Origin of the sequence: Streptomyces sp. NPDC090127, from assembly GCF_044746945.1 — a bacterium.
GTDB lineage: Bacteria > Actinomycetota > Actinomycetes > Streptomycetales > Streptomycetaceae > Streptomyces.
This window is the reverse complement of sequence record NZ_JBIVDE010000001.1, coordinates 1-26,191: the sequence shown is the minus strand read 5'-3', so window position 1 is coordinate 26,191 and position 26,191 is coordinate 1. Positions and strand designations below refer to the sequence as shown.

Here is a 26,191-nt window from a genome sequence, read left to right as displayed (position 1 = left end):
GGTGACGACACACGTGAGGTACGCGGCCTGCCTGACCGCCGCGACCCTGACGGCGCTCCTGACGGCACCGACCGCGGCCGCGACCCGCCCGACCGAGCCTTCCACAGCTGCCGCCGCTGCGGCCCCGGCAGTGTCCGTCGGCTTGGACGGCGTGGAGGGCACGGATGGCGTGGAGGGCACGGATGGCGTGGACGGTCTGAACGGCAGCGGCGAATGCACGTTCCCGATGAAGAAGCAGATCGAGGGCATCCCCTGGTCGCTCCAGCGGGTGCTCCTGGACGAGCTCTGGCAGGACACCAAGGGCAAGGGGATCCGGGTCGCGGTCATCGACACGGGTGTGGACGACGCCAACCCGCAGCTGAGGACGGCGGTGGACGCCAAGGCGGGCAAGGACTACCTCAAGCCCGACAAGGACAACCCGGGCGCGGGCGACGACAAGCGCGGCAAGACCGACGGCACGGTCGACGAGGTCGGCCACGGCACGAAGGTGGCGGGCATCATCGCCGCCCGCCCCCGCGCGGGCACCGGCTTCGTCGGTCTGGCGCCGGAGGCGACGATCATCCCGATCCGCCAGAACGACGAGAAGAACAGCGGCAAGTCGGACACGATGGCCCTGGCGATCGACCACGCCGTCGACCAGGACGCCGACGTCATCAACATCTCGCAGGACACCACCCAGCCGCTGAGCGCCGACTCCGCGATGGGCAGGGCGGTGGCCCGCGCGCTGGCGGAGAACATCGTCGTGGTCGCCTCCGCGGGCAACGACGGCATGGACGGCAAGCTGAAGAACACCTTCCCCGCGGCCTTCCCCGGGGTCCTCGCCGTCGCCTCCTCCGACCGCAACAACGAGCGCGCGGAGTTCTCCCAGTCGGGCACCTTCGTGGGCGTCGCGGCCCCGGGCGTCGACATGGTCTCCACCGTCCCGGGCGGCGGCCAGTGCGTCGACAACGGCACCAGCTTCTCCGCCCCGTACGTCTCCGGTGTCGCCGCGCTGCTGCGCGCCAAGCACCCGAAGTGGAGCCCGGCCCAGGTCGTGGCCCGGATCGAACAGACGGCGGTACGGTCGATCAACGGCCGGGACAACCACGTCGGCTGGGGCGTGGTGGACCCGGTACGGGCACTGGCCGACGCCCCGGACCCGGCACCGACGGCACCCACCCCCGACCCGGGCCCCCCGAAGCCACCGGCTCCGGAACCGGCCCACCTGGCGCTGACGGAGACGTCCCAGGAACGCGCGGAGCGCATCGGCACCTACGCCCTCGGCGTCGGCGCCGTCCTGGTGGCCGTGGTGGCGGGCACGGCGACGGTGATCCGCGACAGCCGGCGAAGGCAGAGGGGGATGTGACTTTGCAATTGGAACTGTCGTACCAAATGGCTAGAGTGGTGTGCGAGTTCAAGAGCCTGACGAGGGGGACTTGAGGTGGGAGAGCCGGCCGGGGGCGGCAAGCAGGGGTTGGAAGTCGGAGAGGTCACTCTCCAGAGCTTCTACTCGCGCATGCAGAAGCTCGTCGAGGAACTGAAGGGCTCGCCCGCCGAGCACACGAAGATCGGCGAGCAGAAGGTCACGGCCGCGTCGTACGGCACGGGCTTCGCCGCGGCGACGGAACTGCACACGGCGTACGAAAAGGTACGCACGCGCCTCGAAGAGCTGACGAGGACCTTCGGCGAGACGATCGAGGGCATGGGCCTCGCGGCCACCATCGCCGACAAGGGCTACACGGGCGTGGACGAGGAAGAGCGGGAGCGGTACGCGGCGATCCAGAAGCGGACGCAGCAGGAGTACCGCGAGCGCCAAGGCGAAGGCGGCCAGGGGGCCGACGGCGGCAAGGGCAAGCCCGAGCAGCCCTCCAAGGACACGGGCGACACGGGCGATTCCGGCGGATTCAGCTAACGGGGGAGTGGCAACAAGATGGCAGGAGAGTTCGAGGGGAAGTCCCTGGACGCCCTGTACGCGATGATCGCGTCCGCCAAGCCGGAGGAGATCACCACCACAGGCTCGGGGCTGGCGGCGGCGGTCCCCAAGATCCTGGAGATCGCCGCCGACCTCCGGCTGTACATCGGCCGCGTCCAATGGGAGGGCGAGGGCGGCAACGCCTTCCGCACGTGGGGCGCGGGCATGGTCTCCGAGACGCTGGTCCTGGGCGACTTCACCAAGGTCGTAGCGGACGAGATGCAACGCGCGGGCCAGGCCCTCTCCGAGGCGAAGGCCGCGGTGCCGAAGCCGGCGGGGATGTGCTTCGCGGACCCGGAGAAGGAGAAGGCCCGCATCGAGTCGGAGACGGGCCCGAAGCTACAGGAAGCGATCCATCAGATGGAGCGGCTGGCGTCGTACTACGACGCGACGCGGAATCGGATGGGGGCGGAGCGGGAGCCGGAGTTCAAGCCGCTGGAGGGCCGAGTCCGCGACGGCGAGCGTGCGTACGGGACGGGGGAGACCGGTAGCGGCACGACATACGCGGGATCCTCGGGAGGCCTCACCCGAGCCGAAGGCTCGTCGTCGCGGACGCCTGGTGAAGCGACACCGGGTCGTCCCACCCCGGACGTGACGCTGCCTCCGGCCCCGACACGGCCTTCGGAGAAGGAGGTCAACACGAACCTCGACTCCGTGACCATCACGCCAGAGACTCCGACGCGCCCGATCGTCCAGCCGCCCACCACGCCCCCGGTGACGACGGTCGGCCCGCCGACTCCTCCGCTGCCGCCTCTCGCTCCGCCGATCGGCCCCCACCAAACGGCTGGTCCGCCTCGCGCGACGCCGGGGCCTCAGGGCCCGGCGAACGGCGGCCTGAAGGGCCCCAGCCCGTTCGGCACTCCGCCCCGCGCGGAGGGAATCACTGGCGGCCGTCAGGTACCTGGCCGGACAGGCATGCCAGGCCAGGGGCCCCGACTGCCCATGGGCCAGGTGATCGGCGAGGAACGCGCCGGCCAGTACGGTCGCGGCGGGGCAGGAATGCACGGGCCGGGCGCCGGCATGCACGGCGCGCCTGGCGGTAACACCGGCGGCACGGCAGGCAGACGGCTTGCCATGCAGCCGGGCGGAACCGTCGGCAATCCGACAGGGGCCGCTGGACGGGCATTCACCCCTGGCGGTACCGGACTGGTCCGTCCGAACTCGACGGAGCGCGGCGAGGACGAGCGCCGTACGAACCGTGCCCGCCCCGACTATCTGACCGAGGACGAGGAGACGTGGGCTCCCGGCCAGCGTCAGATCGTCCCGCCCGTCATCGACTAGGAGCTCTTCGCACATGCCCCCGCATGCCCGTGTCCTTCGCCGCCGCGCGGCCGGACTGCTCGGCGCCATGGCCGCCGTCGTCGCGACGTGGACCGTTGCCGCGCCTGCGGCGCAGGCGGACGACATGCGCGAGCGCCAGTGGTACCTAGACGCGATGAAGGCGGACGAGCTGTGGAAGGTGTCCACGGGCAAGGGGATCACCGTTGCCGTGCTCGACACCGGAGTGGACTCGACGGTGTCGGAACTAGGCGGAAAGGTGCTGCCGGGCCGCAACTTCTCCGACTCGGGGGGAGGACCGGGCCGCATTGACGGTCGGGACGACGACCGCCATGGCACCAACATGGCCATTGCCATTGCCGGTAACGGAGCCAACGGCGGAGTGAAGGGGATCGCCCCTGACGCGACGATCCTTCCGGTGAAGACCGGCGACTACGTGGTCTTCGGGAACTCGGCGACGCTTAAGGGAATTCGGTACGCCGTGGACAGCGGCGCGCGCGTCATCAACATCTCGTCTGCCGGCCCTGCTGATCACGGGACTGATCGGGACTGGCAGGAAGTTGTGAGCTACGCGCAACAGAAGGGCGTCCTGATCTTCGCAGGAGCGGGGAACGACGGCCTTGAGATGCCCCAGTACCCTGCCGCGGTCCCCGGGGTCGTTGCCGTCGGCGCCCTCGACACCAAGGGCAAGGTCGCCAAGTTCTCGAACTACGGTTCCCACCTCGCCCTCGCTGCGCCGGGGGTCGAGATTCCCGGCCGCTGCACCAACGACAAGACGAAGTACTGCGCGCTGCAGGGCACAAGCCAAGCCACCGCCCTAGCCTCCGGCTCCGCCGCCCTGATCTGGTCCGCGCACCCCGACTGGACCGCCAACCAGGTGCTCCGCGTCATGATGGAGACCGCAGGTCACGTCGGCGAGGTGCCGAGCAAGTACATCGGGTACGGGTCCATCCGGCCCGCCCAGATCCTCCTGGAGGGCAAGGGCGACCCCGGCGACCCGAACGTCAACCCGCTGCTCGCCGCGCAGCGGAGTCAGTCGCCCACACCTCAGACTTCCCCCTCTCCTGACAGCACGGGGGCAAGCGGCGACAACGGGCCGGCCCAGGAACCGAAGAAGCCTGAATCGGCGGCCCGGCCCGACGAGGGCGGGTTTCCGCTCTGGGGCATCGCCGTGAGTGCCGTCGCGGTCGTCGCCGTCATCGGCGTCGTCGTGGCAGCAGGCAAACGCAACAGGAGAGCGTAGCCAGGAGCTACGCGCACGAGCACCTTCCCGACAACGAGGAGCGTCACATGACCAGCCCCGCAGGTGGGTTCGGGCTTGCCGAGGATCCGGTAACCCAGGCCAAGAACAAGATCATGCAGACCGGTGAAGAGGTCTCGAAGCAGGCCCGCGAGATGGCCAACATCCTCGAAACGGTCCACGCGGGCTGGACGGGTGCCGGTGCTGCGGGCTTCAAGACGGCGCAGACGGCCCTCAACGAGGACCACGACACGATCCGTCGGCTGCTCAACGTCCTGCTCAACGCGGTGAACGAGACCAAGAACCTCAGCACCGCGAACGACTTCGAGGTGTTCCAGACCCTCAAGGCCAACAACTCCGCGCTGAACAACCTCTGAGTCCGAGGAGAGCACGATGTCCGGCATCGATCAGAACACCAAGGTCCGGTACGAGACCGTCCAGGAGATGGCAACCCGACTCCGGGTCGTCTCCTCGAACATCATCAAGGACCTCGAAGAGATGAACGCCGCCCTCCGTGTCGTCACCGACACCTGGGACGGCGAGGCCCACCAGGAGTACGTGATCCTCCAGGGCAAGTACAAGAAGCGTGCCGAGGACATGAAGAACCGCCTCGAGCTCGTCGCGAAGCAGATCGAGCAGGGCAAGGACAGCTACCGCGCCACGGACGTCAAGGCCTCGCGCCTGTTCACCGAGGGGTACTGACCCCGGCCTCCGGTACGCACAGCAGAAGGGGCCCGTTCCACCCGGAACGGGCCCCTTCTCGTATCCGGCCTACTTCAGGTCGAACTCGCCGTCCTTGGCGCCCAGGACGAAGGCCGTCCACTCGGCCTCGGTGTAGCGCAGGACGGTGTCGCGATCGAGGGAGGAGCGCATCGCCACGGCTCCGCCCGGCAGGTGGGCGATCTCCACGCGCTCCTCGTCGGGGCTCGTCCCGGGAGGGCCCTGCCACTCGACGTCACTGATGTCGAGCGCGTACAGCTCGTCCTTCTCCTGCTGAGTGCCCATCAGGCTGTGCTCCTTCGTGCGGCGGTGCGGCGGTGCGGCGGTGGGACGTGCGAGGTCGTCGTCGCACGTCAATGATCCGGGACGGCGGGGGCCCGTGTCAGACGGATCGAAGAGATTCCGGCGGACTGGGCAGCCGGCTTCCCCCTCGTCACTTCGCCTGAGCGGCGAACGCCTCGGCCAGGCGCAGAACCTGCTGGGGTTCGAGCGAGGTCTCTCCCGAGTCGCCGGCCGCGAGCATCAGAGCGATGTCGCCCTTGCCGTCGGGATCGAGCCGGACCGTCACCACGTTTCCGCTCTTGCTCTGGACGGCCTTGCCCAGCTCCGCCTTGGCGCCCTTCTCGATATTGACCGTCAGCTCGTCGGGACCCATGCTGCCGTCGTACTGCATGCGTGGCGCCATGGCGTAGACGGCGTTGCCCTCCTCCGTGCCGACGGTGTAGATGTTCAGGTCCTCCCCGCCCACCTGGTAGGAGCAGGTGATGAAAGCGCCCGTCTTGCCCGCGAAGACCGACCGCGGGTCCGTGACCGTCCCCCCGTCGGCGGTCGCGGAGGGATCCGTCGCCTCGGCGCCCGCCGCGCCCGCCAGGATGCTCTGGTCCAGCCCCGCGGCCTCGCCCGCCTTCCCCGCGTCGTACGGCAGCGGACACTCCTTCGCCCCGTCCTTCCCGAGCTCGTCGGCGATCAGGGCCAGCCGCTCCAGGCTCAGGGCCCCGACGCCGGCCCCCTCGTCGCTCGCGCAGCCGACGAGTGCGGCGGCGAGGAGGACGGCGCTCGCGGCGCCGCCCAGAGCGGTCTTCTTCGTACGGATCATCACGGGGTGCTTTCGGTGGTGAGGGGCTTCGGGGCCGGATCCTTGGCCAACGGCTCGTTCTCGCAGCCGAGGACTTCGGTGGCCTCGCGTGTCATCAAGTAGAGGAAGGAGAGCTCCTCTTCCTCCCGGGCCTGGTCCACGTTCCTGCCGCGATCGACCGTGAGCGTGGCGTCGGCGCGGAGAACGGCCTTGCGCGACGGTCCGCTCAACTCGCCGCCGAGTGTGCACGATGCGAAGAGCTCCGCGTTCAGGTGCCCGGGCGAGCCGGTGGCGCCGCTCACGTCGTAGACCTTGCCGCCCTCAGCCCGCCGCTTCATGGGTGTATCGGCGGGAGACCAGGCGAAGCTGAGAACGACGCGCTCGTCCCTGTCGTCGGTCAGGTACTTGCACAGGAAGGAAGGCGAAGTCGAGTTCGGGCCGCCCTGCCACTCCTTCAGGTCCTTCTTGAAGTGCTCAGCGAACACCTCGTCCGACATGATGGACTCGGCCCTGAAGTCCTCCGTTCCGAAGACCTCGCGCAACGATTTCCCGGCGGCGGAGTCAGCGGGCGGGCCGCACAGCCCCTCGACCTGTGAGCCGGGGTCCCCGGAACTGCAGGAGACCGCGACCAGCGCGAGCGCCACGGCGGCAGCGGTGCGGGAGAGCGCCCGAACGCGGTCAGTTCCCCAGGTGAGCTGCCGCGGCACTGCGTCCGTCCTCGTATCCACCGGTCGCAGCGTCCCTCGCCGACTTGTGCGGACCATTCTCATAGATTCCTTCCTGCTTCCCCCAAGCGTTCACCAGGGCGGTCGTGCCATCCTTGCCTGCCGAATAGTTTTCGCTCGAATTCTTCTTCGCTTCTTCCTCGGCCGCCTCGGTGATGTCCTTGACCCACTCGTACTTGGCAGTGTCGACAATGGCGCCGGCGGCCGAGCCCGCGAACGGAATCTCACCGACGACGCTGTTGACGCCGTTCGCCGAGTACTCCGCGGTCGTCTCGGCCCACTCGATCTTGTCGTCCTTCTTGTCGATATAGACGTCGGCGCCGATTCCGTTGAGCGCGCCCAGCGCGCCACCGACATGCTTTGCCTGGTGGTCCCAGTCAGAACTCGAACCGTGCTTCGTGTCACCGTCGAACGAGGGAAGTTCGTCGAGCTGCTTGGCGGAGTAGGCGCGTTCCGCCTCGTAGATAAGGGCGAAGGAATCCCCGTCCTCCGCCACTCCCCGCATGACGCGGACCAGGTCGCCTTGCGACACGGCCATGTGCGCGTCGTCACCTGTCCCGAAGCTGGTCTCCTTGCCCTTGCTGAGGCCGTACCTGTCGTCCTCGCCGTTGAGGATCACATGGGTGTCATTGACATAGTCCGCGAGAGCGTGGGCCATCGGCTTCTGGAGATTCGCCAGGTCAGGCGGGAACTTGCCTTCCTCCAGCTTGGACTCGAGGTATTGGACAGAGTGATGCATCACCCGCGCCTGCCCCTCTGTGTGTCCGCCGACCGGGCCCGGCTTCTCGCCCGGCTCGTGACCCGTCGCCGCGGCCTGAATGGCGTTGCCGAGGCCCGTGGCCTTGAAGGGATCGTCCATGAACTGGGGAGGCCCATAAGTGTTGTTCAATCCCTGCTTCGGCCACTCCCGCTCCGTGAGCAGGAACTTCAGGTGCTCGTTCTCATTACCCGGAGCCTTGGGGTCGAGGAAGTACTCGGCGTCCCCCGGGTCCTTGCTCATGATGTTGAGCAGGCCGTCCAGTGGGTCGGCGGCGACGTTGGGACGCAGGACGTCACGGAAGTGCGCCCAGTTGTCAGGGTCCTTCTTCTCGATCGCGATCATGTCGTGACCGATCTCGTTGAGGAACTCCTTGCCGTAGCCGTCCGGATCGCCCTCGTTCATGAGGGTCACGAGGATCTGGTAGCCCTTGGTCGGGACGTTGTCGCCCCAGGCATCGGTGTCGCTCCTGGCGTCCTTGTCACCGAGCGCCTTCAGACCATCCACGAACGGCCGGTACGCGTAACTGTTCGGGTCCTTGGTCCCCGATGCGATCGTGTCCGCGAGACCCGCGTTGATGGAGTTGTAGAACTTCTTGTCCGCGTCCGAGACGCCCCGCTCGTTCGCCGCCAGGTTCATCCTGTCGGCGATCTCCAGAGCGGCGTCAGCCCCCAGACCGTGCAGGTACGCCTCGCTGAAGTGCTTGTCCTTGGCGTTCTTCTCCAGGATCTCGCGGTACTGTTCCAGCTCCTTCTTCGAGGCGTCGCCGTTGCGCACCTTCTCCGAGAGGGCCAGCGCCTCCACCGCCTCCACGTCGCCCACCGGCTTGGAGTTGAAGCCCAGCGGGGCCGTGCCGTCCGCGCCCGACGCGTTGAGCAGGGCGGTCTTGACGTCCTGGTCGAACTCCGTGACCGCCTTGACCGCGTCGTTGATCTTCTTCGTGTACGACTGCTCCACCGAGTGAAGTTCCGGGTCGTGCTTGATCGTGTAGGCCTCCTTGTCGGAGACCTTGCTGAAGTCGAAGCTCGCGACACCGGACTCGGAGACCTTCATCCCGGCGTCGACCGCCTCCTTCACGGCCGACGTCACCCGGCCCTTGAGCTCGGTGAAGGTGCTGTGGGCGTCCCGCAGCAGCGACTCCATCGCCTTCGCTTCCTTCTGCGCGGCGTCGAGCTCGTTGCGGGTGATACCGAGGTTCACCGCGCCGACCTGCTGGGCCTGACCGGTCCACAGCGGGTTGCCCGTGGCGACCTTCTGGACCTCCTTCTCGTACAGGTCCTCGACCTTCTTGAACTTCTCCGCCATGGTCTTCCAGCCGTCGGCGGCGGTGCTCAGGCTGCCCAGGTCGATCTTGATGATCTCTTCGTACGTCGGCATCGCGCTTCCCCCTACAGTCCCGAGACCTTCGACTGTGCCGGGGCGAAGCCGTACCCCGTCACGATGTCGTTGCTCTGGAACAGCGTCGACGCGCCCCGGAGCGCGCCCTTCTCCGATTCCAGCCGTGCGTTGAGCCGCTTCACCTGGCTGTCCCAGTGCTCGTGAGCCTTGTTCAGGCCGGCGGCGGTCTCCCAGCCCTTGAACGCGGTGACGGCGCTCTTGGTGGACTCGTCCGCCGCGTCGGCGGCCGTCTTCACGTCCGGCTGGATGTGGTTCTCGATGGTGTTGGCGGCCTGCTTCTTCTTCGCGGGCGTGGTCGCCAGGTCGGGACCGGTGCCTCCGCCACCTCCCCCGTCCGCGGGGAGCTGGTTGAGGCGCGTGTTCGCCGACTGATTCTCGATCGCGGCGTTCTTGGCCTGGGCCCACTCGTCGTTGAACGACATTGATTCCCCCTCGCTGGGTTAGGGCGATGTGTGCAGTGCTGAAGTGTCCACGTCCATCGGCGACGACGTCACCGGCCGTCCTGCGGTTCTCGTCGTTCCGGCATCACCGGCATCACCGGCATCACCGATCTCGCCGTTCTCGCCGTTCTCGCCGATCTCACCGTTCTCGCGGTGCTCCCCGTTCTCATCGCTCCGGCATCCGCCCCGTCTGCACCAGCGACGAGCCGCCCCTGCGCCCCACGAAGAAGCCACGCCCCGGCGGCATCGGCCGCGGTCGGGCGCTGCCCAGGAGGTCGCCCTCCTGCGGGTCGCCCGACAGGACCACGCCCTGTGCGCCGAGCTCCTTGATGCGCTGCATGAACGCCTCGTACATGGAACGGGAGGCCCCCGCGCTGTTACGGGCGATGATGAAGCGGACGCCCGTGTCCCGGGCGAAGGGCAGGTACTCCGCGAGCGCGGCCAGCGGGTTGCCGCCGCTCGTCGCCACCAGGTCGTAGTCGTCGACGACGATGAAGACCTGCGGCCCCGACCACCAGCTGCGGTCCCGCAGCTGCTGCGGGGTCACGTCCTGCGGCGGCTGGCGCCGGGCGAAGACCCCGGCCAGCGCCTCCATGTGCATCTGCATCGAGCTCGCCATCGGCGCGTACTCCAGCAGGTGCTCCTCCGGCAGGGTGCCGAGCAGCGCCCGCCGGTAGTCGCCCACCACGAGCTTCGCCTCGTCGGGGGAGTACCGCTCCGCGATCTGTTTGGTGATCAGCCGCAGCAGGTTCGTCTTGCCGGACTCGCTCTCGCCGAAGATCAGGAAGAACGGGTCGGTGTCGAAGTTGACGAAGACGGGCTCCAGGCGCGTCTCGTCGATGCCGATCGCGATGCCGTGCTGCGGGAACTCGAAGCCCTTCGGCAGCTGGTCGGCCGGCAGCTTGTGCGGCAGCAGCCGGACAGCCGGCGCCACCGGGCCCGTCCACGAACCCCGTACGGCCGCGACGAAGTTCTCCGTCCCCGCCGAGAGGTCGTCCGCCGAGCCGGACCCGTCGATCCGCGGGAGCGCGGTCATGAAGTGCAGCTTCTCCGGCACCTGGCCCCGGCCGGGCACCCCGGTGGGGACGTTCGCCGCCACCTTGCGGTCGAACTCGGAGTCCATCACGTCACCGAGACGCAGCTCCAGCCGGCTCAGCATCTGGTCCTTGATCGCCGCGCGGACCTCCATGTAACGGGCGGCGGTGATGACGACGTGGATGCCGTACCCGAGACCGCGCGCCGCGATGTCGGAGACGATCCCCTCCAGCATGTCGTACTCGTTGCGGAAGCCGCCCCAGCCGTCGATGACCAGGAACACGTCGCCCCAGGCCTCCCCCGGCAGTTCACCCGCGGCGCGCTTGCGCCGGTAGGTGGCGATCGAGTCGATCCCGTGCGAGCGGAAGAACTCCTCGCGCCGGTTCAGCACGCCGAGCACCTCCGCGACCGTACGGCGCACCCGCTCGGGGTCGAGACGCGACGCGATCCCGCCGACGTGCGGCAGCTCGGCGAGCGACGCCAGACCGCCGCCACCGAAGTCGAGGCCGTAGAACTGCACCTCGGCCGGGGTGTGGGTCAGCGCGAACGACGAGATCAGCGTCCGCATCATCGTCGACTTGCCCGACTGCGGCCCGCCGACCACCATCATGTGGCCCGCCGCGCCGGAGAAGTCCCGGTACAGCACCTCGCGCCGCTGCTCGAAGGGCTTGTCGATCAGGCCGAGCGGCACCGTCAGGCCGCCGGGGCGGGTGTACTCGGTCGCCGTCAGGCCCCGGTGCGCGGTCGGCGCGAGTCCCGGCAGCAGCTGGTCCAGCGAGGGCGCCTGGTCCAGCGGCGGCAGCCACACCTGGTGCGCGGGCACGCCCTGCCCCTCCAGGCGCCGCACGATCACGTCGAGGACGGTGTCCGCGAGCGCGTCGTCCTCCTCCTCGCGCCGCGCCGCCAGGTACGCCGGGTCCGGCGCCGCGTAGACCACGGGCACCGGGGTGGCCGTGAAGACCGCAGGCCGCCGCTCGATCGGCAGCTGTCCGGCCGTGAGCCGCGGCCCGCCCGTCCGGTACGTCCCCGAGACGTACGCGGCCTTGAACCGCGTCATCTCGTCCGTACCGAACTTCAGATAGCCCGAACCCGGCACCGACGGCAGGTGGTAGGCGTCCGGCACACCGATCGCGGTCCGCGACTCGGCCGCCGAGAAGGTCCGCAGACCGATCCGGTACGAGAGATACGTGTCCAGGCCCCGCAGCTTGCCCTCCTCCAGCCGCTGCGAGGCCAGCAGCAGGTGCACGCCCAGCGAACGGCCGATCCGGCCGATCTGGATGAACATGTCGATGAAGTCCGGCTTCGCCGTCAGCAGTTCGGAGAACTCGTCGATGACCAGGACCAGCGAGGCCAGCGGCTCGAGAGGGGCGCCCGCCGCCCGCGCCTTCTCGTAGTCATGGATGTTGGCGTAGTTGCCGGCCGAACGCAGCAGCTCCTGGCGGCGCTGCAACTCGCCGCGGATCGCGTCGCCCATGCGGTCGACGAGCGTCAGGTCGTCGGACAGGTTGGTGATGACGGCCGCCACGTGCGGCATCTGGGACATGCCCGCGAACGTGGCTCCACCCTTGAAGTCCGCGAGGACGAAGTTCAGCGTCTCCGAGGAGTGCGTCACCGCGAGCCCGAGCACGAGCGTGCGCAGCAGCTCCGACTTGCCGGAACCCGTCGCGCCCACGCACAGGCCGTGCGGCCCCATGCCCTCCTGCGCCGCCTCCTTGAGGTCGAGCATGACCGGCTGGCCGTCCTCGCCGACACCGATCGGCACCCGCAGCCGCTCGGCCACCGACCGCGGCCGCCAGGTCCGCGCCACGTCCACCGAGGCCGCGTCGCCCAGGTTCAGCAGATCCGTGAAGTCCAGGTTGGCGAGCAGCGGTTCGTCGTTGTCCCCGCCGCCCATCCGCAGCGGCGCCAGCTGTCGGGCCAGCGCCTCGGCGGCAGGCAGCGAGATCCCGTCCGGGGCGCCCTCGTACGCGAAGCCGCCCCCCGACTCCAGACGCAGCCGCCCGGGCCGCACGATCACCGAAAGGCCGCCGCGCGGCTCGTCCAGCTCACCGTGGACCACCTCGACGATGGTCACCCCCTGGAGCCCCTCCGGCGCCGCGAAGAGCGAGTCCGGCGGCACCATCCCGCCGTCCAGGACCACGACCACGTGCGGCTGGTCCAGGACCGGCTGGCTGTCCCGGCTGAACCGGGGCCGCCCGTCGAGCCGCCCACGGATCAACGACTCCAGCTCACCCAGGTCGTCGCCGAACAGCCGGCGCGTGCCCGCCCCGTCGACCTGGCCCGGCACCTGCGCGTGCGGCAGCCACTTCGTCCAGTCCCAGCGCTCCTGCGCGCCCCGGGCCGCCACCACCGCGAGCATCAGGTCGTCGGGGGAGTGCAGCGTCGCCAGCTGGGAGACCAGGGCGCGCGCCGCCGCCTGCGCCGACTCCGGTTCGCCGGAGACCGTCACGTGGTAGAAGGCCCGCATCGAGACCGCCATCGGCAGCCCGTCCAACGACGCGTGCACGGCCAGGAACTGCTGCATCGCGCCCGCGCACAGCGGCTCCAGCTCGTCCACCGGCGCGGTGTCCGGCGCCGCGAGCGGCGTCGCCAGCTGCTGGGCGCCGAGCCCGACCCGTACCTGCCCGAAGTCGCTGTCGCCCACCCGGCGCTCCCACACCCGCGAACCCTCGGCGACCACCGACCACAACTGCTCGGGGGAGGGGTGCAGATACAGCTGCGCGTCCCGCTGCCTGCGCGCCGTGCGCCGGACCGTACGCCGGGTCTGGGCGAGGTATTTGAGGTAGTCGCGCCGGACATCCGCCATTTGCCCCTGCGTACCCCTGCGGAACCGCACGAGCTGCGCGATGACCATGCCGACCGTCGAGACGAGCATCAGGATGCCCATGATGCGCATGAACGGGTGGGCGCCAGGCATGAAGAAGAAGACCACCGACGAACCCATGCCGAGCATCGGCAGGAGCTGCATCAACATGCCCTCCTGCTGCCCCCGAGGCAGCTCCGGAGGAGCCTCCAGGACCAGTTCCTCACTGGGTACTTCAGGAGGAAGGGACCTCGGCGGGCGTTTGACGACGATCTGGCTCACCGGCGCATCAATCCCTCGTTACGGGCGGACTTCCCGCGGGAGTTCCGCACCGGCGCCCCTGAGCGACGGCCTCCCCCACGAGACCGCGATCCTACTTGCAGGCACTCCCGCCCGTCCCCGGTAGGGTGGCGCGCGCACCGTGCGCAACCGCGAATCAGGGGGTCCAGACACGTGAGTACGAGCGCAGCGACCGGCTTCTGCCGCGTCACCGTCGTGGCGCCGGACAGCCGTATCGACGTCGCACTCCCCGAGGACATCGCGGTCGCCGACGTCTATCCGGAGATCCTGCGGCTCACCGGTCAGACCCAGTCGGCCGGCGCCCCGACCGGCTACCACCTGGTGCGCCGCGACGGCACGGTCCTCGACGGCGCCCGCACCCTCGTCGCCCAGCAGGTCCTCGACGGCGAGATCCTCTCGCTGCGCCCGTTCGGCCAGTCGCTGCCGCCGGCCGTCTTCGACGACGTCTCCGACGCCGTCGCCTCGGCCGTCACCCGCGACCGGCACCTGTGGAGCGACGACCTGCTGCGCGGCGCCGGACTCGTCGGCGGCGTGCTGCTGCTCGTCCTGCTGGGCTTCGTGCTCTGGTTCGCCGACCCGGTCCGCCACGACATGCACAGCCTCCCCGGTGTCGTCGCCGGCGCCCTGGGCGTCCTGCTCACCGCCTTCGCGGGCGTCCGGGCCCGGGTCTACGCCGACCGGGCCACCGCCATCGCCCTCGGCCTCGGCGCGCTGCCCCTGCTGCTCATCGCCGGCTCCGGCATCGTCGCCCCCGACGCCGGTCACGGCCCCGGCCGCCTCCAGTTCCTGCTCGGCTGCGTGACCGTCCTGGTCGCCTCCGTGGCCCTGGTCGCGCTCACCCCCAGCGGCGACGCCCCCTTCGTGGCGGCCACCTTCCTGGCCACCGTCGGCACCCTCGCGACCTTCCTCGCCATCGTCACCGAGGCCTCCGCCACCGAGACCGCCGCCGTCTGCGGCCCCGTCGCCATCGGACTGGTCGCCTTCCTGCCCGGCCTCTCGGCCCGCTTCGCCCGGCTGCCCATCGGCTACGCCTCGCCCCGCAGCGCCGCCGACGACGAGTTCCACGCCGAGCCCGGCCGGACCACCGAGGAGGCCCAGGCCGTCGACGGCGAGCGCATCGCGCTCCAGGCCCGCCGCGGCCACGAGATGCTCCTCGGCCTGGTCGGCGGCTGCGCGGCCGTCGTCGTCGGCTCCGCCGCGGTCCTCGGCTTCGCCGGAAACGTCTGGGGCCAGCTCCTCGCCCTCGCCGCCGGCCTCGCGATGCTGCTGCGCGCCCGCCTCTTCCGCTACACCTCGCAGGTCGCCTGCGTCCTGGTGGCCGGCATCGCCGCGATCGCGCTGCTGATCCTCGGCCTCTCCCTGAACCCGCCGACCGACCTGGTCAAGGACCTGCTGATCCACGGCGACCGCAGCGGCCTGGACATCCGTACGATCTGGCTCACCGCGGCCGTCGCCGCCGGCGCCGCCCTCGTCACCGCCATCGGGCTGATCATCCCGAGGAAGGGGCTCTCGCCCTTCTGGGGCCGCCTGCTCGACCTCGCCGAGGGCCTCGTCCTGCTCTCCCTCGTCCCGCTCTGCCTCGCGGTCCTGGACGTGTTCATGGCAGCCCGCTCCCTGACCAGCAAGTAGCAGGGGCTCGGGCCAGGGGCACTCCGCTCACCTGGTACGCTGTGTGACGGCCGTTTGTGTACGCGCTCCCGGAGTCTCTGGGAGCTGCGCTCATCGGACCTTCGCCTCCGAGTCACGGAAGCTCCCCTGAGAACGAGACCAGGGGCACTCGTGGGCGCACGAACACATATTACGAGGAGTAGGCATGTCGCTCGACGCCGCCACGAAGAAGCAGATCTTCGCCGAGTTCGGCCAGAAGGAGGGCGACACCGGCTCCCCCGAGGTCCAGGTCGCGATGCTCTCCCGCCGGATCTCGGACCTGACCGAGCACCTCAAGCAGCACAAGCACGACCACCACTCCCGTCGTGGTCTGCTGATCCTGGTCGGCCAGCGTCGCCGCCTGCTGCAGTACCTGGCCAAGAAGGACATCCAGCGCTTCCGTGCCCTGGTCGACCGCCTCGGCATCCGCCGCGGTGCGGCCGGCGGTGCCAAGTAAAGACGCCGTGAAGGGAGCGGTTCCCACTTTTAGGGGGCCGCTCCCTTTGCTGTACGTGCGCGATGTACCGACCGGCATTTAGTCTGGTCACACAACGCCACATTCATGAGCGAGGAGCCGCCGGCACGCCGCCGGTCCTCGGTAGTGGCCCCCGGACCCCATATCCCCGGAGGCTTCGATCGAAGACCGGCCTGCATCCGAAGGCGCGCTTCTCCTCCACCACCGTCCCCGGCCACACGGGCCGACGGACGAAAAGACGAACACGTAGGAGAAACCGCTAGTGGAGAACGAGACCCACTACGCCGAGGCCGTCATCGACAACGGCACCTTCGGCACCCGCACCATCCGCTTCGAGACGGGCCGCCTGGCCAAGCAGGCCGCCGGCTCCGCCGTCGCGTACCTGGACGACGACACGATGGTCCTCTCCGCGACCACCGCGTCGAAGAAGCCCAAGGACCAGCTCGACTTCTTCCCCCTGACGGTGGACGTCGAGGAGCGGATGTACGCGGCCGGCAAGATCCCCGGCTCCTTCTTCCGCCGGGAGGGCCGCCCCTCCGAGGACGCGATCCTCACCTGCCGCCTGATCGACCGCCCGCTGCGCCCCTCCTTCAAGAAGGGCCTGCGCAACGAGATCCAGATCGTCGAGACGATCATGGCGCTCAACCCCGACCACCTCTACGACGTGGTCGCCATCAACGCCGCCTCCTGCTCCACGCAGCTGGCCGGCCTGCCCTTCTCCGGCCCGATCGGCGGCACCCGTGTCGCCCTGATCAACGGCCAGTGGGTCGCGTTCCCGACGCACACCGAGCTCGAGGACGCCGTCTTCGACATGGTCGTCGCCGGTCGCGTCCTGGAGGACGGCGACGTCGCGATCATGATGGTCGAGGCCGAGGCCACCGAGCGCACGATCGAGCTCGTCAAGGGCGGCGCCGAGGCGCCGACCGAGGAGGTCGTCGCCGCCGGTCTCGAGGCCGCGAAGCCCTTCATCAAGGCGCTCTGCAAGGCCCAGTCGGACCTCGCCGCCAAGGCCGCCAAGCCCACCGGCGAGTTCCCGGTCTACCTCGACTACCAGGACGACGTCCTGGAGGCGCTCACCGCCGCCGTCAAGAACGACCTCGCGCAGGCGCTCACCATCGCCGGCAAGCAGGAGCGCGAGACCGAGCTCGACCGTGTCAAGGAGCTCGCCGCCGAGAAGCTCCTCCCGGCCTTCGAGGGCCGCGAGAAGGAGATCTCCGGCGCGTACCGCGCGCTGACCAAGAAGCTGGTCCGCGAGCGGATCATCAAGGACAAGGTCCGCATCGACGGCCGCGGCATCACGGACATCCGTACGCTCGCCGCCGAGGTCGAGGCCATCCCGCGCGTGCACGGCTCGGCGCTCTTCGAGCGTGGCGAGACCCAGATCCTGGGCGTCACCACCCTCAACATGCTCCGCATGGAGCAGCAGCTGGACACCCTCTCCCCGGTGACCCGCAAGCGCTACATGCACAACTACAACTTCCCGCCGTACTCCGTCGGTGAGACCGGCCGCGTGGGCTCGCCCAAGCGCCGCGAGATCGGCCACGGCGCGCTCGCCGAGCGCGCCATCGTGCCGGTGCTGCCGACGCGCGAGGAGTTCCCGTACGCGATCCGTCAGGTGTCCGAGGCCCTCGGCTCCAACGGCTCGACGTCCATGGGCTCGGTCTGCGCCTCCACCATGTCGCTGCTGAACGCCGGTGTGCCGCTGAAGGCCCCCGTCGCCGGTATCGCCATGGGTCTGATCTCCGAGGAGATCGACGGCAAGACCCACTACGTCGCCCTCACCGACATCCTCGGTGCGGAGGACGCCTTCGGCGACATGGACTTCAAGGTCGCCGGCACGAAGACCTTCGTCACCGCGCTCCAGCTCGACACCAAGCTCGACGGCATCCCCGCCTCGGTCCTGGCCGCCGCGCTGAAGCAGGCCCGTGACGCGCGTCTGCACATCCTCGACGTGATGAACGAGGCGATCGACGTTCCGGACGAGATGTCCCCGAACGCGCCGCGCATCATCACCGTCAAGATCCCGGTGGACAAGATCGGTGAGGTCATCGGCCCCAAGGGCAAGATGATCAACCAGATCCAGGAGGACACCGGCGCCGACATCACGATCGAGGACGACGGCACCATCTACATCGGTGCCGCCCAGGGCTCGCAGGCCGAGGCCGCCCGCGCCACGATCAACGGCATCGCCAACCCGACCATGCCGGAGGTCGGCGAGCGCTACCTGGGTACGGTCGTCAAGACCACCACCTTCGGTGCCTTCGTCTCCCTGATGCCCGGCAAGGACGGTCTGCTGCACATCTCGCAGATCCGCAAGCTCGCCGGTGGCAAGCGCGTGGAGAACGTCGAGGACGTGCTCGCGGTCGGCGCCAAGGTCCAGGTCGAGATCGCCGAGATCGACCAGCGCGGCAAGCTCTCCCTCGTCCCCGTCATGGCGGACGAGGACGCTGCCGCCGCCGAGGACGCGAAGGACGACACCGACCAGTGACGTCCCGTAGTTCCGTGACGACGGCCCGCCCCTCCTCGGAGGGGCGGGCCGTCGCCCGTACCCAAACGCTTCTCCCGGGCAGGGACGGCATCGGCACGGTCCGCCGCACCACCCTCCCCGGCGGCCTGCGGATCGTCACCGAGACGCTGCCCTCCGTGCGCTCCGCCACCTTCGGCATCTGGGCGCACGTCGGCTCCCGCGACGAGACCCCCACGCTCAACGGCGCCACGCACTACCTGGAGCACCTCCTCTTCAAGGGCACCCGGCGACGCAGCGCCCTGGACATCTCCGCCGCGCTCGACGCGGTCGGCGGCGAGATGAACGCCTTCACGGCGAAGGAGTTCACCTGCTACTACGCGCGGGTCCTCGACACCGACCTGCCGCTGGCGATCGACGTGGTCTGCGACATGCTCACCGACTCGCTGATCCTCGAAGAGGACGTCGACGCCGAGCGCGGTGTCATCCTCGAAGAGATCGCGATGACGGAGGACGACCCCAGCGACGTCGTGCACGACCTGTTCGCGCACACCATGTTCGGCGACACCCCGCTGGGCCGCCCGGTCCTCGGCACCGTCGACACCATCAACGCCCTCGACCGGGGCCGGATCGCCCGCTTCTACAAGAAGCACTACGATCCGACCCACCTGGTCGTCGCCGCCGCGGGCAACATCGACCACGCCACCGTCGTACGCCAGGTCCGCCGCGCCTTCGAGAGGGCCGGCGCCCTCACCCGTACGGACGCCACCCCTGTCGCCCCCCGCGACGGCCGGCGCGTGATCCGCACCGCGGGCGCCGTCGAGCTCCTCGGCCGCAAGTCCGAGCAGGCCCACGTCGTCCTCGGCATGCCGGGCCTCGCCCGCACCGACGAGCGCCGCTGGGCCCTCGGCGTGCTGAACACGGCCCTCGGCGGCGGCATGTCCTCCCGCCTCTTCCAGGAGGTCCGCGAGAAGCGCGGCCTGGCCTACAGCGTGTACTCGTACACCTCGGGCTTCGCCGACTGCGGCCTCTTCGGGGTGTACGCGGGCTGCCGCCCGAACCAGGTCCACGACGTGCTGAGGATCTGCCGCGACGAGCTCGACAAGGTGGCCACGGACGGCCTGACCGACGACGAGATCGCCCGCGCGGTCGGCCAGCTCTCCGGCTCGACCGTCCTCGGCCTGGAGGACACCGGCGCGCTGATGAACCGCATCGGCAAGAGCGAGCTGTGCTGGGGCACCCAGATGTCGGTCGACGACATGCTCGGCCGGATCGCCGCCGTCACCCCGGACGAGGTCCGCGAGGTCGCCCGTGATCTGCTCGGACAGCGTCCCTCGCTGGCCGTCATCGGGCCACTGAAGGACAAGCAGGCGGCACGCCTGCACGAATCCGTCTCCTAGAGAGAGTTCTGAAGAGCAATGAGCAAGCTGCGCGTGGCGGTCCTCGGAGCCCAGGGCCGTATCGGCTCCGAGGCGGTACGAGCCGTCGAGGCCGCCGAGGACATGGAACTGGTCGCGGCGCTCGGCCGTGGCGACAAGCTGGAGACGCTCGCCGACGCGGGCGCCCAGGTCGCGGTCGAGCTGACCACCCCCGACTCCGTGATGGGCAACCTCGACTACTGCGTACGCCACGGCATCCACGCGGTCGTCGGTACGACCGGCTGGACCGAGGACCGCCTCGCGCAGCTGAACACCTGGCTCGCCGCCTCCCCGGAGACCGGTGTCCTGATCGCCCCGAACTTCTCCATCGGCGCCGTGCTGACCATGAAGTTCGCCCAGATCGCGGCCCCGTACTTCGAGTCCGTCGAGGTCGTCGAGCTGCACCACCCGCACAAGGTCGACGCCCCCAGCGGCACGGCCACCCGGACCGCCCAGCTGATCGCCGCCGCCCGCGCCGAGGCCGGCCTCGGCCCCCAGCCGGACGCGACCGCGACCGGCCTGGACGGAGCGCGCGGCGCCGACGTCGACGGCGTCCCGGTGCACGCCGTCCGCCTGCGGGGCCTGCTGGCCCACCAGGAGGTGCTGCTCGGCGGCGAGGGCGAGACCCTGACGGTCCGCCACGACTCGCTGCACCACTCCAGCTTCATGCCGGGCATCCTCCTGGGCGCCCGCCGTGTCGTCACCACCCCGGGCCTCACCTTCGGCCTGGAGCACTTCCTGGACCTGGGCTGAGGCGGCCGGGCCATGGGTGGAAAGATCACGTACGTCTTCCTCGCCACCGTCCTCGTCCTCGTCTTCGGCGTGGTGGCGATGGAGGGCGTCCTGCTCATCCTGACCGGCGAACCGGCCGCCATGGGCATGGGCGCGGTGGCGTTCCTGCTGCCCTGCGTGGGCGGCTGGTTCCTCTGGAAGAACACCGCCTTCGCACGGAACGCGCAGCGGCTCGCCCGTGAGCTGGAGGCCGAAGGCGGCCTGCCGGTGGACGAGTTGAAGCGCACCGCCGGCGGTCGGATCGACCGCGACTCGGCCGACGAGGTGTTCGCGCGGCGACGCGCCGAGACCGAGGACTCACCCGAGGACTGGCGCTGCTGGTTCCGGCTCGCGGTCGCCTACCACGACGCCCGCGACACACCCCGCGCCCGGCAGGCGATGCAGCGCGCGATCGCCCTGCACGCGGGCCGCACGGTGAACGCCTGACGGCTCAGCGGGCGCCGGCGGCCGCGGTCCCGGCCGTGGCCGGCTCCGGGGTGACGACGCCGTACTCGGCGTTCCACGCCTCGACGGTGTCGGCCGCGCGGTCGAACGCCTCGACGCGGGAGAGGAAGTCGGCGTTGTGGTCGGTGAGCAGAGTGATCTGCTCACCGCTCCGCCGTACGAGCATCAGCGCCTGCCCCTGCACGGTCCGGGGCAACCCCAGCCACCGCACCGGCTGCTGCGCCGTGCGCGCGTGCGCCACCTGGGCCCACGCCACGGTGACGGTGGAGAAGAAGCCGACCCGGCGCACGCCGTGCCGGCTCACCCACGCACCCACCCGCAGCATCCGCAGCGCGGCCAGGATGACGAGGGCGGCGAGAGTGAACGTGGCGGCCGCACCGCCCATCGCCCCGGCGGCGGCGATGATCACCGCGGCGAACAGGACGAACGACGCGAGCAGCAGCGCGAGCGCCGCCGCGCCCACGCGCCAGGGGCCGGGACGGTAGGGCCGACGCCACTGGTCGTGGTCGTCGAACGGCAGCGCGACGTCGTCGGTCGCGTCAAAAGCGCGGTCGGCCGTCAGGAAGGGCAGGGGCACGACTGATCCTCACTCACAAGCACGCTCGAAGGGGCTGTGCCCGGTGAGGCTACCCAGATGGCCGCGCCCGGGCCACCTCAGGGGGGCCGTACTGCTCAGCGACCGTCCGAGGCTTCGGACTGCTGCCGGTGCCCCTCGGCCCCACTCGACTCCATGGACGGCATCCCGAAGAGCAACGAGCCGACGAGACCGGCCACGACGGTCAGTCCGACCAGCGTACGGCCCGCCACCTCGGAGACACTGAGGCGCTCCCTCGGCGGCGGAGTGACGTTACTGCGGAAGCGGTCGGCCTCTGCGACGAACGCGAACGGGACAGCCTCTCGCCGGCCAAACATGGGGGCCACTCTCCTTGGAACTCTGGGGTGTGCGGTGTCACAGGTACAGACGAGCGAAGTCGTCGTTCGGTGCCCAAATTCCCCGAATTGACCAAAGAAACCCCCACGGGAGGGTGCACGTGCCCGGTCCCCGTAAAGTGGGCGCCGCCCGTGCGAAGCGATGGAAGGACACCCGCCGGTGAGCAACACCCCCGCAGAAGGCCCCACGCCCCGTTTCCGGAGCGATGTGACCGTTGAGCTGGTCAAAAGCAGCGCCGCCGACTCGGACGTGCTGTGGGCGGCCCGCGTCTCCACGGCGGGTGAGCAGTCGCTCGACGAGCTGCAGAAGGACCCCGAGCGGTCCAGGGGGCTCATCAACTACCTGATGCGGGACCGGCACGGCAGTCCCTTCGAGCACAACTCGATGACCTTCTTCATCAGCGCCCCGATCTTCGTCTTCCGTGAGTTCATGCGCCACCGCGTCGGCTGGTCGTACAACGAGGAATCGGGCCGCTACAGGGAGCTGGAGCCGGTCTTCTACGTCCCCGGGCCTGACCGGAAGCTCGTCCAGGAAGGTCGCCCCGGGAAGTACGTCTTCGTCGAGGGCAGCGTGATGCAGCACAAGACGGCTAGTGAGGCGATGGTGCTTGCGTACGAGCAGTCGTACCAGGCGTACCAGGAGATGCTCGCCGCCGGCGTTGCCCGCGAGGTCGCCCGCTCGGTCCTGCCCGTCGGGCTCTTCTCGTCGATGTACGCCACGTGCAACGCGCGCTCGCTGATGCACTTCCTCGGCCTGCGCACCCAGCACGAGCTGGCCAAGGTGCCCTCGTTCCCGCAGCGGGAGATCGAGATGGTCGGCGAGAAGATGGAGCAGCACTGGGCCACGCTCATGCCGCTGACCCACGCCGCGTTCAACAAGAACGGCCGTGTGGCCCCATAAAGCACAGATGTACGACCGTGTCACGCGAAGTGTCCGTATTGCGACGTTTCACGAAGTTCATCTAGGCTGATCAAACGGACCCGGCACTGCTTGAACCCCCGAGCAGGCAGTGCCGGGCTCCCTTTCTCACGTCCCCCGAGGGGACACCGGGCGATGAGCAGCGAGTAGCGTGTTACCCATGGCTCCGATCTCCACTCCGCAGACCCCCTTCGGGAGGGTCCTCACCGCCATGGTCACGCCCCTTACGGCTGACGGCGCACTCGACCTCGACGGTGCCCAGCGACTCGCCGCCCATCTGGTGGACGCGGGCAACGACGGCCTCGTCATCAACGGCACCACCGGCGAGTCCCCGACCACCAGCGACGCGGAGAAATCGGAGCTGGTACGAGCGGTACTGGAGGCGGTCGGCGACCGCGCCCACGTGGTCGCCGGCGTCGGCACCAACGACACCCACCACTCCCTCGAACTGGCCCGTACGGCGGAACGCGACGGCGCGCACGGCCTGCTCGCCGTCACGCCGTACTACAACAAGCCCCCGCAAGAGGGCCTGTACCGGCACTTCTCGGCCATCGCCGACAACACCGAGCTCCCGGTGATGCTCTACGACATCCCCGGCCGCAGCGGCGTCCCGATCGACACCGAGACGATCGTCCGGCTCGCCGAGCACCCCCGGATCGTCGCCAACAAGGACGCCAAGGGCGACCTCGGCCGCGCCAGCTGGGCCATCGCCCGCTCGGGCCTCGCGTGGTACTCCGGCGACGACATGCTCAACCTGCCGCTGCTCTCCGTGGGCGCCTGTGGCTTCGTCTCCGTCGTCGGCCACGTCGTGACCCCCGAGCTCCGCGCCCTCCTGGACGCCCACCTGAACGGTGAGGTCCAGAAGGCGACCGAGATCCACCAGCGGCTCCTGCCGATCTACACGGGTATGTTCCGCACCCAGGGCGTCATGACCACCAAGGCCGCCCTGGCCCTCCAGGGACTCCCGGCCGGCCCCCTGCGTCTGCCGCTCGTGGAGCTCTCGTCCGAGGAGACGGCCCAGCTCAAGATCGATCTCGCCGCAGGCGGGGTAGAGATCTAAGTACAGACTTCACAACTGAATATCCGATCGGAAAACGATCGACCGACAACAGCAAGTGCACGAATGTCATGCGCGCCACGTGCCCAAGCGGTACGTGGCGCGTGTGGTGAGGAGAGTCTTTTGAGTCATCCGCATCCTGAACTCGGCGCCCCGCCGAAGCTGCCCAAGGGCGGCCTGCGTGTCACCCCGCTCGGTGGCCTCGGTGAGATCGGCCGCAACATGACGGTCTTCGAGTTCGACGGCCGTCTGCTCGTCGTCGACTGCGGCGTCCTCTTCCCCGAGGAGGAGCAGCCGGGCGTCGACCTGATCCTGCCCGACTTCACCACCATCAAGGACCGCCTCGACCAGGTCGAGGGCATCGTGCTGACGCACGGCCACGAGGACCACATCGGCGGCGTCCCCTACCTGCTCCGGATGAAGCCGGACATCCCGCTCATCGGCTCCAAGCTGACCCTCGCGCTGATCGAGGCGAAGCTCCAGGAGCACCGGATCCGCCCCTACACCCTTGAGGTGAAGGAGGGCGACCGGGAGGCGCTCGGGCCCTTCGACTGCGAGTTCGTCGCGGTCAACCACTCCATCCCGGACGCGCTCGCGGTCGCCATCCGCACCCCCGCGGGCATGGCCGTCGCGACCGGCGACTTCAAGATGGACCAGCTGCCGCTGGACGGCCGGCTGACCGACCTGCACGCCTTCGCGCGGCTCAGCGAGGAGGGCATCGACCTCCTGCTGTCCGACTCGACGAACGCCGAGGTCCCGGGCTTCGTCCCGCCGGAGAAGGACATCTCCAACGTCCTGCGGAACGTCTTCGCGAACGCCCAGAAGCGCATCATCGTGGCCAGCTTCGCCAGCCACGTGCACCGCATCCAGCAGATCCTCGACGCGGCGCACGAGTACGGCCGCCGCGTGGCCTTCGTCGGCCGCTCGATGGTCCGCAACATGGGCATCGCCCGCGATCTGGGCTACCTCCGCGTCCCGGCCGGCCTGGTCGTCGACGTGAAGACCCTCGACGACCTCCCGGACGACGAGGTCGTGCTGGTCTGTACGGGCTCCCAGGGCGAGCCGATGGCCGCCCTGTCCCGGATGGCCAACCGCGACCACCAGATCCGGATCGTCCAGGGCGACACCGTGATCCTGGCGTCGTCGCTCATCCCGGGCAACGAGAACGCGGTCTACCGCGTGATCAACGGCCTGACCCGCTGGGGCGCCAACGTCGTCCACAAGGGCAACGCCAAGGTCCACGTCTCGGGCCATGCCTCGGCCGGCGAGCTGCTGTACTTCTACAACATCTGCCGCCCGAAGAACCTGATGCCGGTCCACGGCGAATGGCGCCACCTGCGCGCCAACGCCGAGCTCGGCGCGATGACGGGTATCCCCAAGGACCACATCGTCATCGCCGAGGACGGCGTGGTCGTCGACCTGATCGACGGCAAGGCCCGCATCACGGGCAAGGTCCAGGCGGGGTACGTGTACGTGGACGGCCTCTCGGTCGGCGACGTCACCGACGCCCATCTGAAGGACCGCCGCATCCTGGGCGACGAGGGCATCATCTCGGTCTTCGTGGTCGTGGACTCCTCGACCGGCAAGATCGTGGGCGGACCGAACATCCACGCCCGCGGCTCCGGCATCGAGGACTCGGCGTTCGACGCGGTGATCCCGAAGGTCGAGCAGGCCCTGAACAAGTCGTTCCAGGACGGCGTGGTCGAGCCCCACCAGCTCCAGCAGCTGATCCGCCGCTCGATCGGCAAATGGGTCTCCGACACCTACCGCCGGCGCCCGATGATCCTCCCGGTGGTCGTGGAGGTCTGAGCACCGGCAGGCCCAACGGCCTGACCAGCGCCAACTGAGAGCGGGGCGCCTCGATTTGCATCGGGGCGCCCCGCTCCAGTACGTTTACGGCTCCGCCAGCAAGGGAAGCCCGGCACCTTGGTGTGTCTGAACGGGTCGACCGGATGGGGCGGGGAATTCGACTCAGAACTTCTGATAAAGTCGGATCAACGCCGGAAAGCAGATCGGGAAAACCGAGAAGCCGGAAAGCACCGAGGAAATCGGATCGGAAAGATCTGATAGAGTCGGAAACGCAAGACCGAAGGGAAAAAGCCCGGAGGAAAGCCCGAGAGGGTGAGTACGAAGGAAGCGTCCGTTCCTTGAGAACTCAACAGCGTGCCAAAAATCAACGCCAGATTAGTTGATACCCCGTCCATCTTCGGATGGTCGAGGTTCCTTTGAAAAAGTCCACCCTCCGGGGTGGCACACAGCGAGGACGCTGTGAACGACTGGTCCTATTCCGACCGGTCGTTCCGCTCTCGTGGTGTTCAGCCGG

The 26,191-nt window shown here is 69.3% G+C and carries 23 protein-coding genes; 15 read left to right on the top strand and 8 right to left on the bottom strand.

Annotated features, from left to right (window positions below):
- Position 1 precedes the first annotated feature (1 nt).
- The 6 genes from mycP (at position 2) to ACIPPS_RS00090 (ending at position 5,171) form a co-directional block, all read left to right on the top strand.
- Positions 2-1,345 carry a type VII secretion-associated serine protease mycosin gene (mycP, locus tag ACIPPS_RS00115; protein ID WP_401424924.1) on the top strand — a complete coding sequence of 448 codons (1,344 nt, stop codon included), beginning with the start codon at positions 2-4 and terminating at the stop codon, positions 1,343-1,345.
- A gap of 75 nt (positions 1,346-1,420) precedes the next feature.
- Complete coding sequence (locus ACIPPS_RS00110; protein WP_401424921.1) at positions 1,421-1,891, top strand: hypothetical protein; 471 nt, start codon at positions 1,421-1,423, stop codon at positions 1,889-1,891.
- Positions 1,892-1,909: 18 nt separating this feature from the next.
- A complete protein-coding gene (locus tag ACIPPS_RS00105) occupies positions 1,910-3,232 on the top strand; it encodes a hypothetical protein (protein ID WP_401424919.1) in 1,323 nt (440 codons plus the stop codon).
- Positions 3,233-3,245: 13 nt separating this feature from the next.
- Entirely contained in the window at positions 3,246-4,472 is a 1,227-nt protein-coding gene (locus ACIPPS_RS00100; protein ID WP_401424917.1) for a S8 family peptidase, read from the top strand.
- 47 nt (positions 4,473-4,519) lie between these two features.
- Positions 4,520-4,846 (top strand): WXG100 family type VII secretion target, encoded by a 327-nt coding sequence (locus ACIPPS_RS00095; RefSeq protein WP_361603457.1) that lies wholly within the window; start codon positions 4,520-4,522, stop codon positions 4,844-4,846.
- A 16-nt stretch (positions 4,847-4,862) separates the two neighbouring features.
- Positions 4,863-5,171, top strand: a complete 309-nt coding sequence (locus ACIPPS_RS00090; RefSeq protein WP_401424914.1) for a WXG100 family type VII secretion target — start codon at positions 4,863-4,865, stop codon at positions 5,169-5,171.
- Between the two features lie 69 nt (positions 5,172-5,240).
- Here ACIPPS_RS00090 and ACIPPS_RS00085 read toward each other — a convergent pair whose 3' ends face one another.
- The 6 genes from ACIPPS_RS00085 to eccCa form a co-directional block, all read right to left on the bottom strand.
- Positions 5,241-5,474: a DUF397 domain-containing protein gene (locus tag ACIPPS_RS00085; protein ID WP_352191445.1), complete on the bottom strand. Its 234-nt coding sequence runs from the start codon at positions 5,472-5,474 to the stop codon at positions 5,241-5,243.
- A gap of 148 nt (positions 5,475-5,622) precedes the next feature.
- Positions 5,623-6,285: a hypothetical protein gene (locus ACIPPS_RS00080; protein ID WP_401424912.1), complete on the bottom strand. Its 663-nt coding sequence runs from the start codon at positions 6,283-6,285 to the stop codon at positions 5,623-5,625.
- Complete coding sequence (locus ACIPPS_RS00075) at positions 6,285-6,908, bottom strand: hypothetical protein (RefSeq protein ID WP_401424909.1); 624 nt, start codon at positions 6,906-6,908, stop codon at positions 6,285-6,287. The genes ACIPPS_RS00080 and ACIPPS_RS00075 overlap by 1 nt, the downstream gene beginning before the upstream one ends.
- Before the next feature lie 34 nt (positions 6,909-6,942).
- Positions 6,943-9,123 carry a hypothetical protein gene (locus ACIPPS_RS00070; protein ID WP_401424907.1) on the bottom strand — a complete coding sequence of 727 codons (2,181 nt, stop codon included), beginning with the start codon at positions 9,121-9,123 and terminating at the stop codon, positions 6,943-6,945.
- A gap of 11 nt (positions 9,124-9,134) precedes the next feature.
- Positions 9,135-9,566: a hypothetical protein gene (locus tag ACIPPS_RS00065; protein ID WP_401424905.1), complete on the bottom strand. Its 432-nt coding sequence runs from the start codon at positions 9,564-9,566 to the stop codon at positions 9,135-9,137.
- A gap of 184 nt (positions 9,567-9,750) precedes the next feature.
- The gene (gene eccCa / locus ACIPPS_RS00060; protein WP_401424903.1) at positions 9,751-13,704 is read right to left on the bottom strand and encodes a type VII secretion protein EccCa; all 3,954 of its coding nucleotides are present in this window, start codon (positions 13,702-13,704) and stop codon (positions 9,751-9,753) included.
- A 171-nt stretch (positions 13,705-13,875) separates the two neighbouring features.
- On the opposite strand from eccCa, the gene eccD reads away from it, so the two are divergent.
- The 6 genes from eccD (at position 13,876) to ACIPPS_RS00030 (ending at position 20,944) form a co-directional block, all read left to right on the top strand.
- Positions 13,876-15,351, top strand: a complete 1,476-nt coding sequence (gene eccD / locus ACIPPS_RS00055) for a type VII secretion integral membrane protein EccD (RefSeq protein ID WP_401424900.1) — start codon at positions 13,876-13,878, stop codon at positions 15,349-15,351.
- Positions 15,352-15,535: 184 nt separating this feature from the next.
- Positions 15,536-15,826 carry a 30S ribosomal protein S15 gene (gene rpsO, locus ACIPPS_RS00050; RefSeq protein WP_147979976.1) on the top strand — a complete coding sequence of 97 codons (291 nt, stop codon included), beginning with the start codon at positions 15,536-15,538 and terminating at the stop codon, positions 15,824-15,826.
- A 280-nt stretch (positions 15,827-16,106) separates the two neighbouring features.
- Entirely contained in the window at positions 16,107-18,332 is a 2,226-nt protein-coding gene (locus ACIPPS_RS00045) for a polyribonucleotide nucleotidyltransferase (RefSeq protein WP_401424896.1), read from the top strand.
- Positions 18,329-19,708, top strand: a complete 1,380-nt coding sequence (locus tag ACIPPS_RS00040) for a M16 family metallopeptidase (RefSeq protein WP_401424893.1) — start codon at positions 18,329-18,331, stop codon at positions 19,706-19,708. Before ACIPPS_RS00045 ends, ACIPPS_RS00040 begins: the two co-directional genes overlap by 4 nt.
- An 18-nt stretch (positions 19,709-19,726) precedes the next feature.
- The gene (dapB, locus tag ACIPPS_RS00035) at positions 19,727-20,479 is read left to right on the top strand and encodes a 4-hydroxy-tetrahydrodipicolinate reductase (RefSeq protein ID WP_401424891.1); all 753 of its coding nucleotides are present in this window, start codon (positions 19,727-19,729) and stop codon (positions 20,477-20,479) included.
- 12 nt (positions 20,480-20,491) lie between these two features.
- Complete coding sequence (locus tag ACIPPS_RS00030) at positions 20,492-20,944, top strand: hypothetical protein (protein ID WP_401424889.1); 453 nt, start codon at positions 20,492-20,494, stop codon at positions 20,942-20,944.
- Positions 20,945-20,948: 4 nt separating this feature from the next.
- Here the strand turns inward: ACIPPS_RS00030 and ACIPPS_RS00025 are convergent, their stop codons facing one another.
- Positions 20,949-21,539: a hypothetical protein gene (locus tag ACIPPS_RS00025; RefSeq protein WP_401424887.1), complete on the bottom strand. Its 591-nt coding sequence runs from the start codon at positions 21,537-21,539 to the stop codon at positions 20,949-20,951.
- Between the two features lie 95 nt (positions 21,540-21,634).
- Positions 21,635-21,874 carry a hypothetical protein gene (locus ACIPPS_RS00020; RefSeq protein WP_401424885.1) on the bottom strand — a complete coding sequence of 80 codons (240 nt, stop codon included), beginning with the start codon at positions 21,872-21,874 and terminating at the stop codon, positions 21,635-21,637.
- A 160-nt stretch (positions 21,875-22,034) separates the two neighbouring features.
- On the opposite strand from ACIPPS_RS00020, the gene thyX reads away from it, so the two are divergent.
- From thyX to ACIPPS_RS00005, 3 genes are all read left to right on the top strand, one after another.
- Positions 22,035-22,793 carry an FAD-dependent thymidylate synthase gene (gene thyX / locus ACIPPS_RS00015; RefSeq protein WP_401424883.1) on the top strand — a complete coding sequence of 253 codons (759 nt, stop codon included), beginning with the start codon at positions 22,035-22,037 and terminating at the stop codon, positions 22,791-22,793.
- A 178-nt stretch (positions 22,794-22,971) separates the two neighbouring features.
- The gene (gene dapA / locus ACIPPS_RS00010) at positions 22,972-23,871 is read left to right on the top strand and encodes a 4-hydroxy-tetrahydrodipicolinate synthase (RefSeq protein ID WP_401424880.1); all 900 of its coding nucleotides are present in this window, start codon (positions 22,972-22,974) and stop codon (positions 23,869-23,871) included.
- 120 nt (positions 23,872-23,991) lie between these two features.
- Positions 23,992-25,677, top strand: a complete 1,686-nt coding sequence (locus ACIPPS_RS00005) for a ribonuclease J (RefSeq protein ID WP_401424878.1) — start codon at positions 23,992-23,994, stop codon at positions 25,675-25,677.
- Positions 25,678-26,191 lie beyond the last annotated feature (514 nt).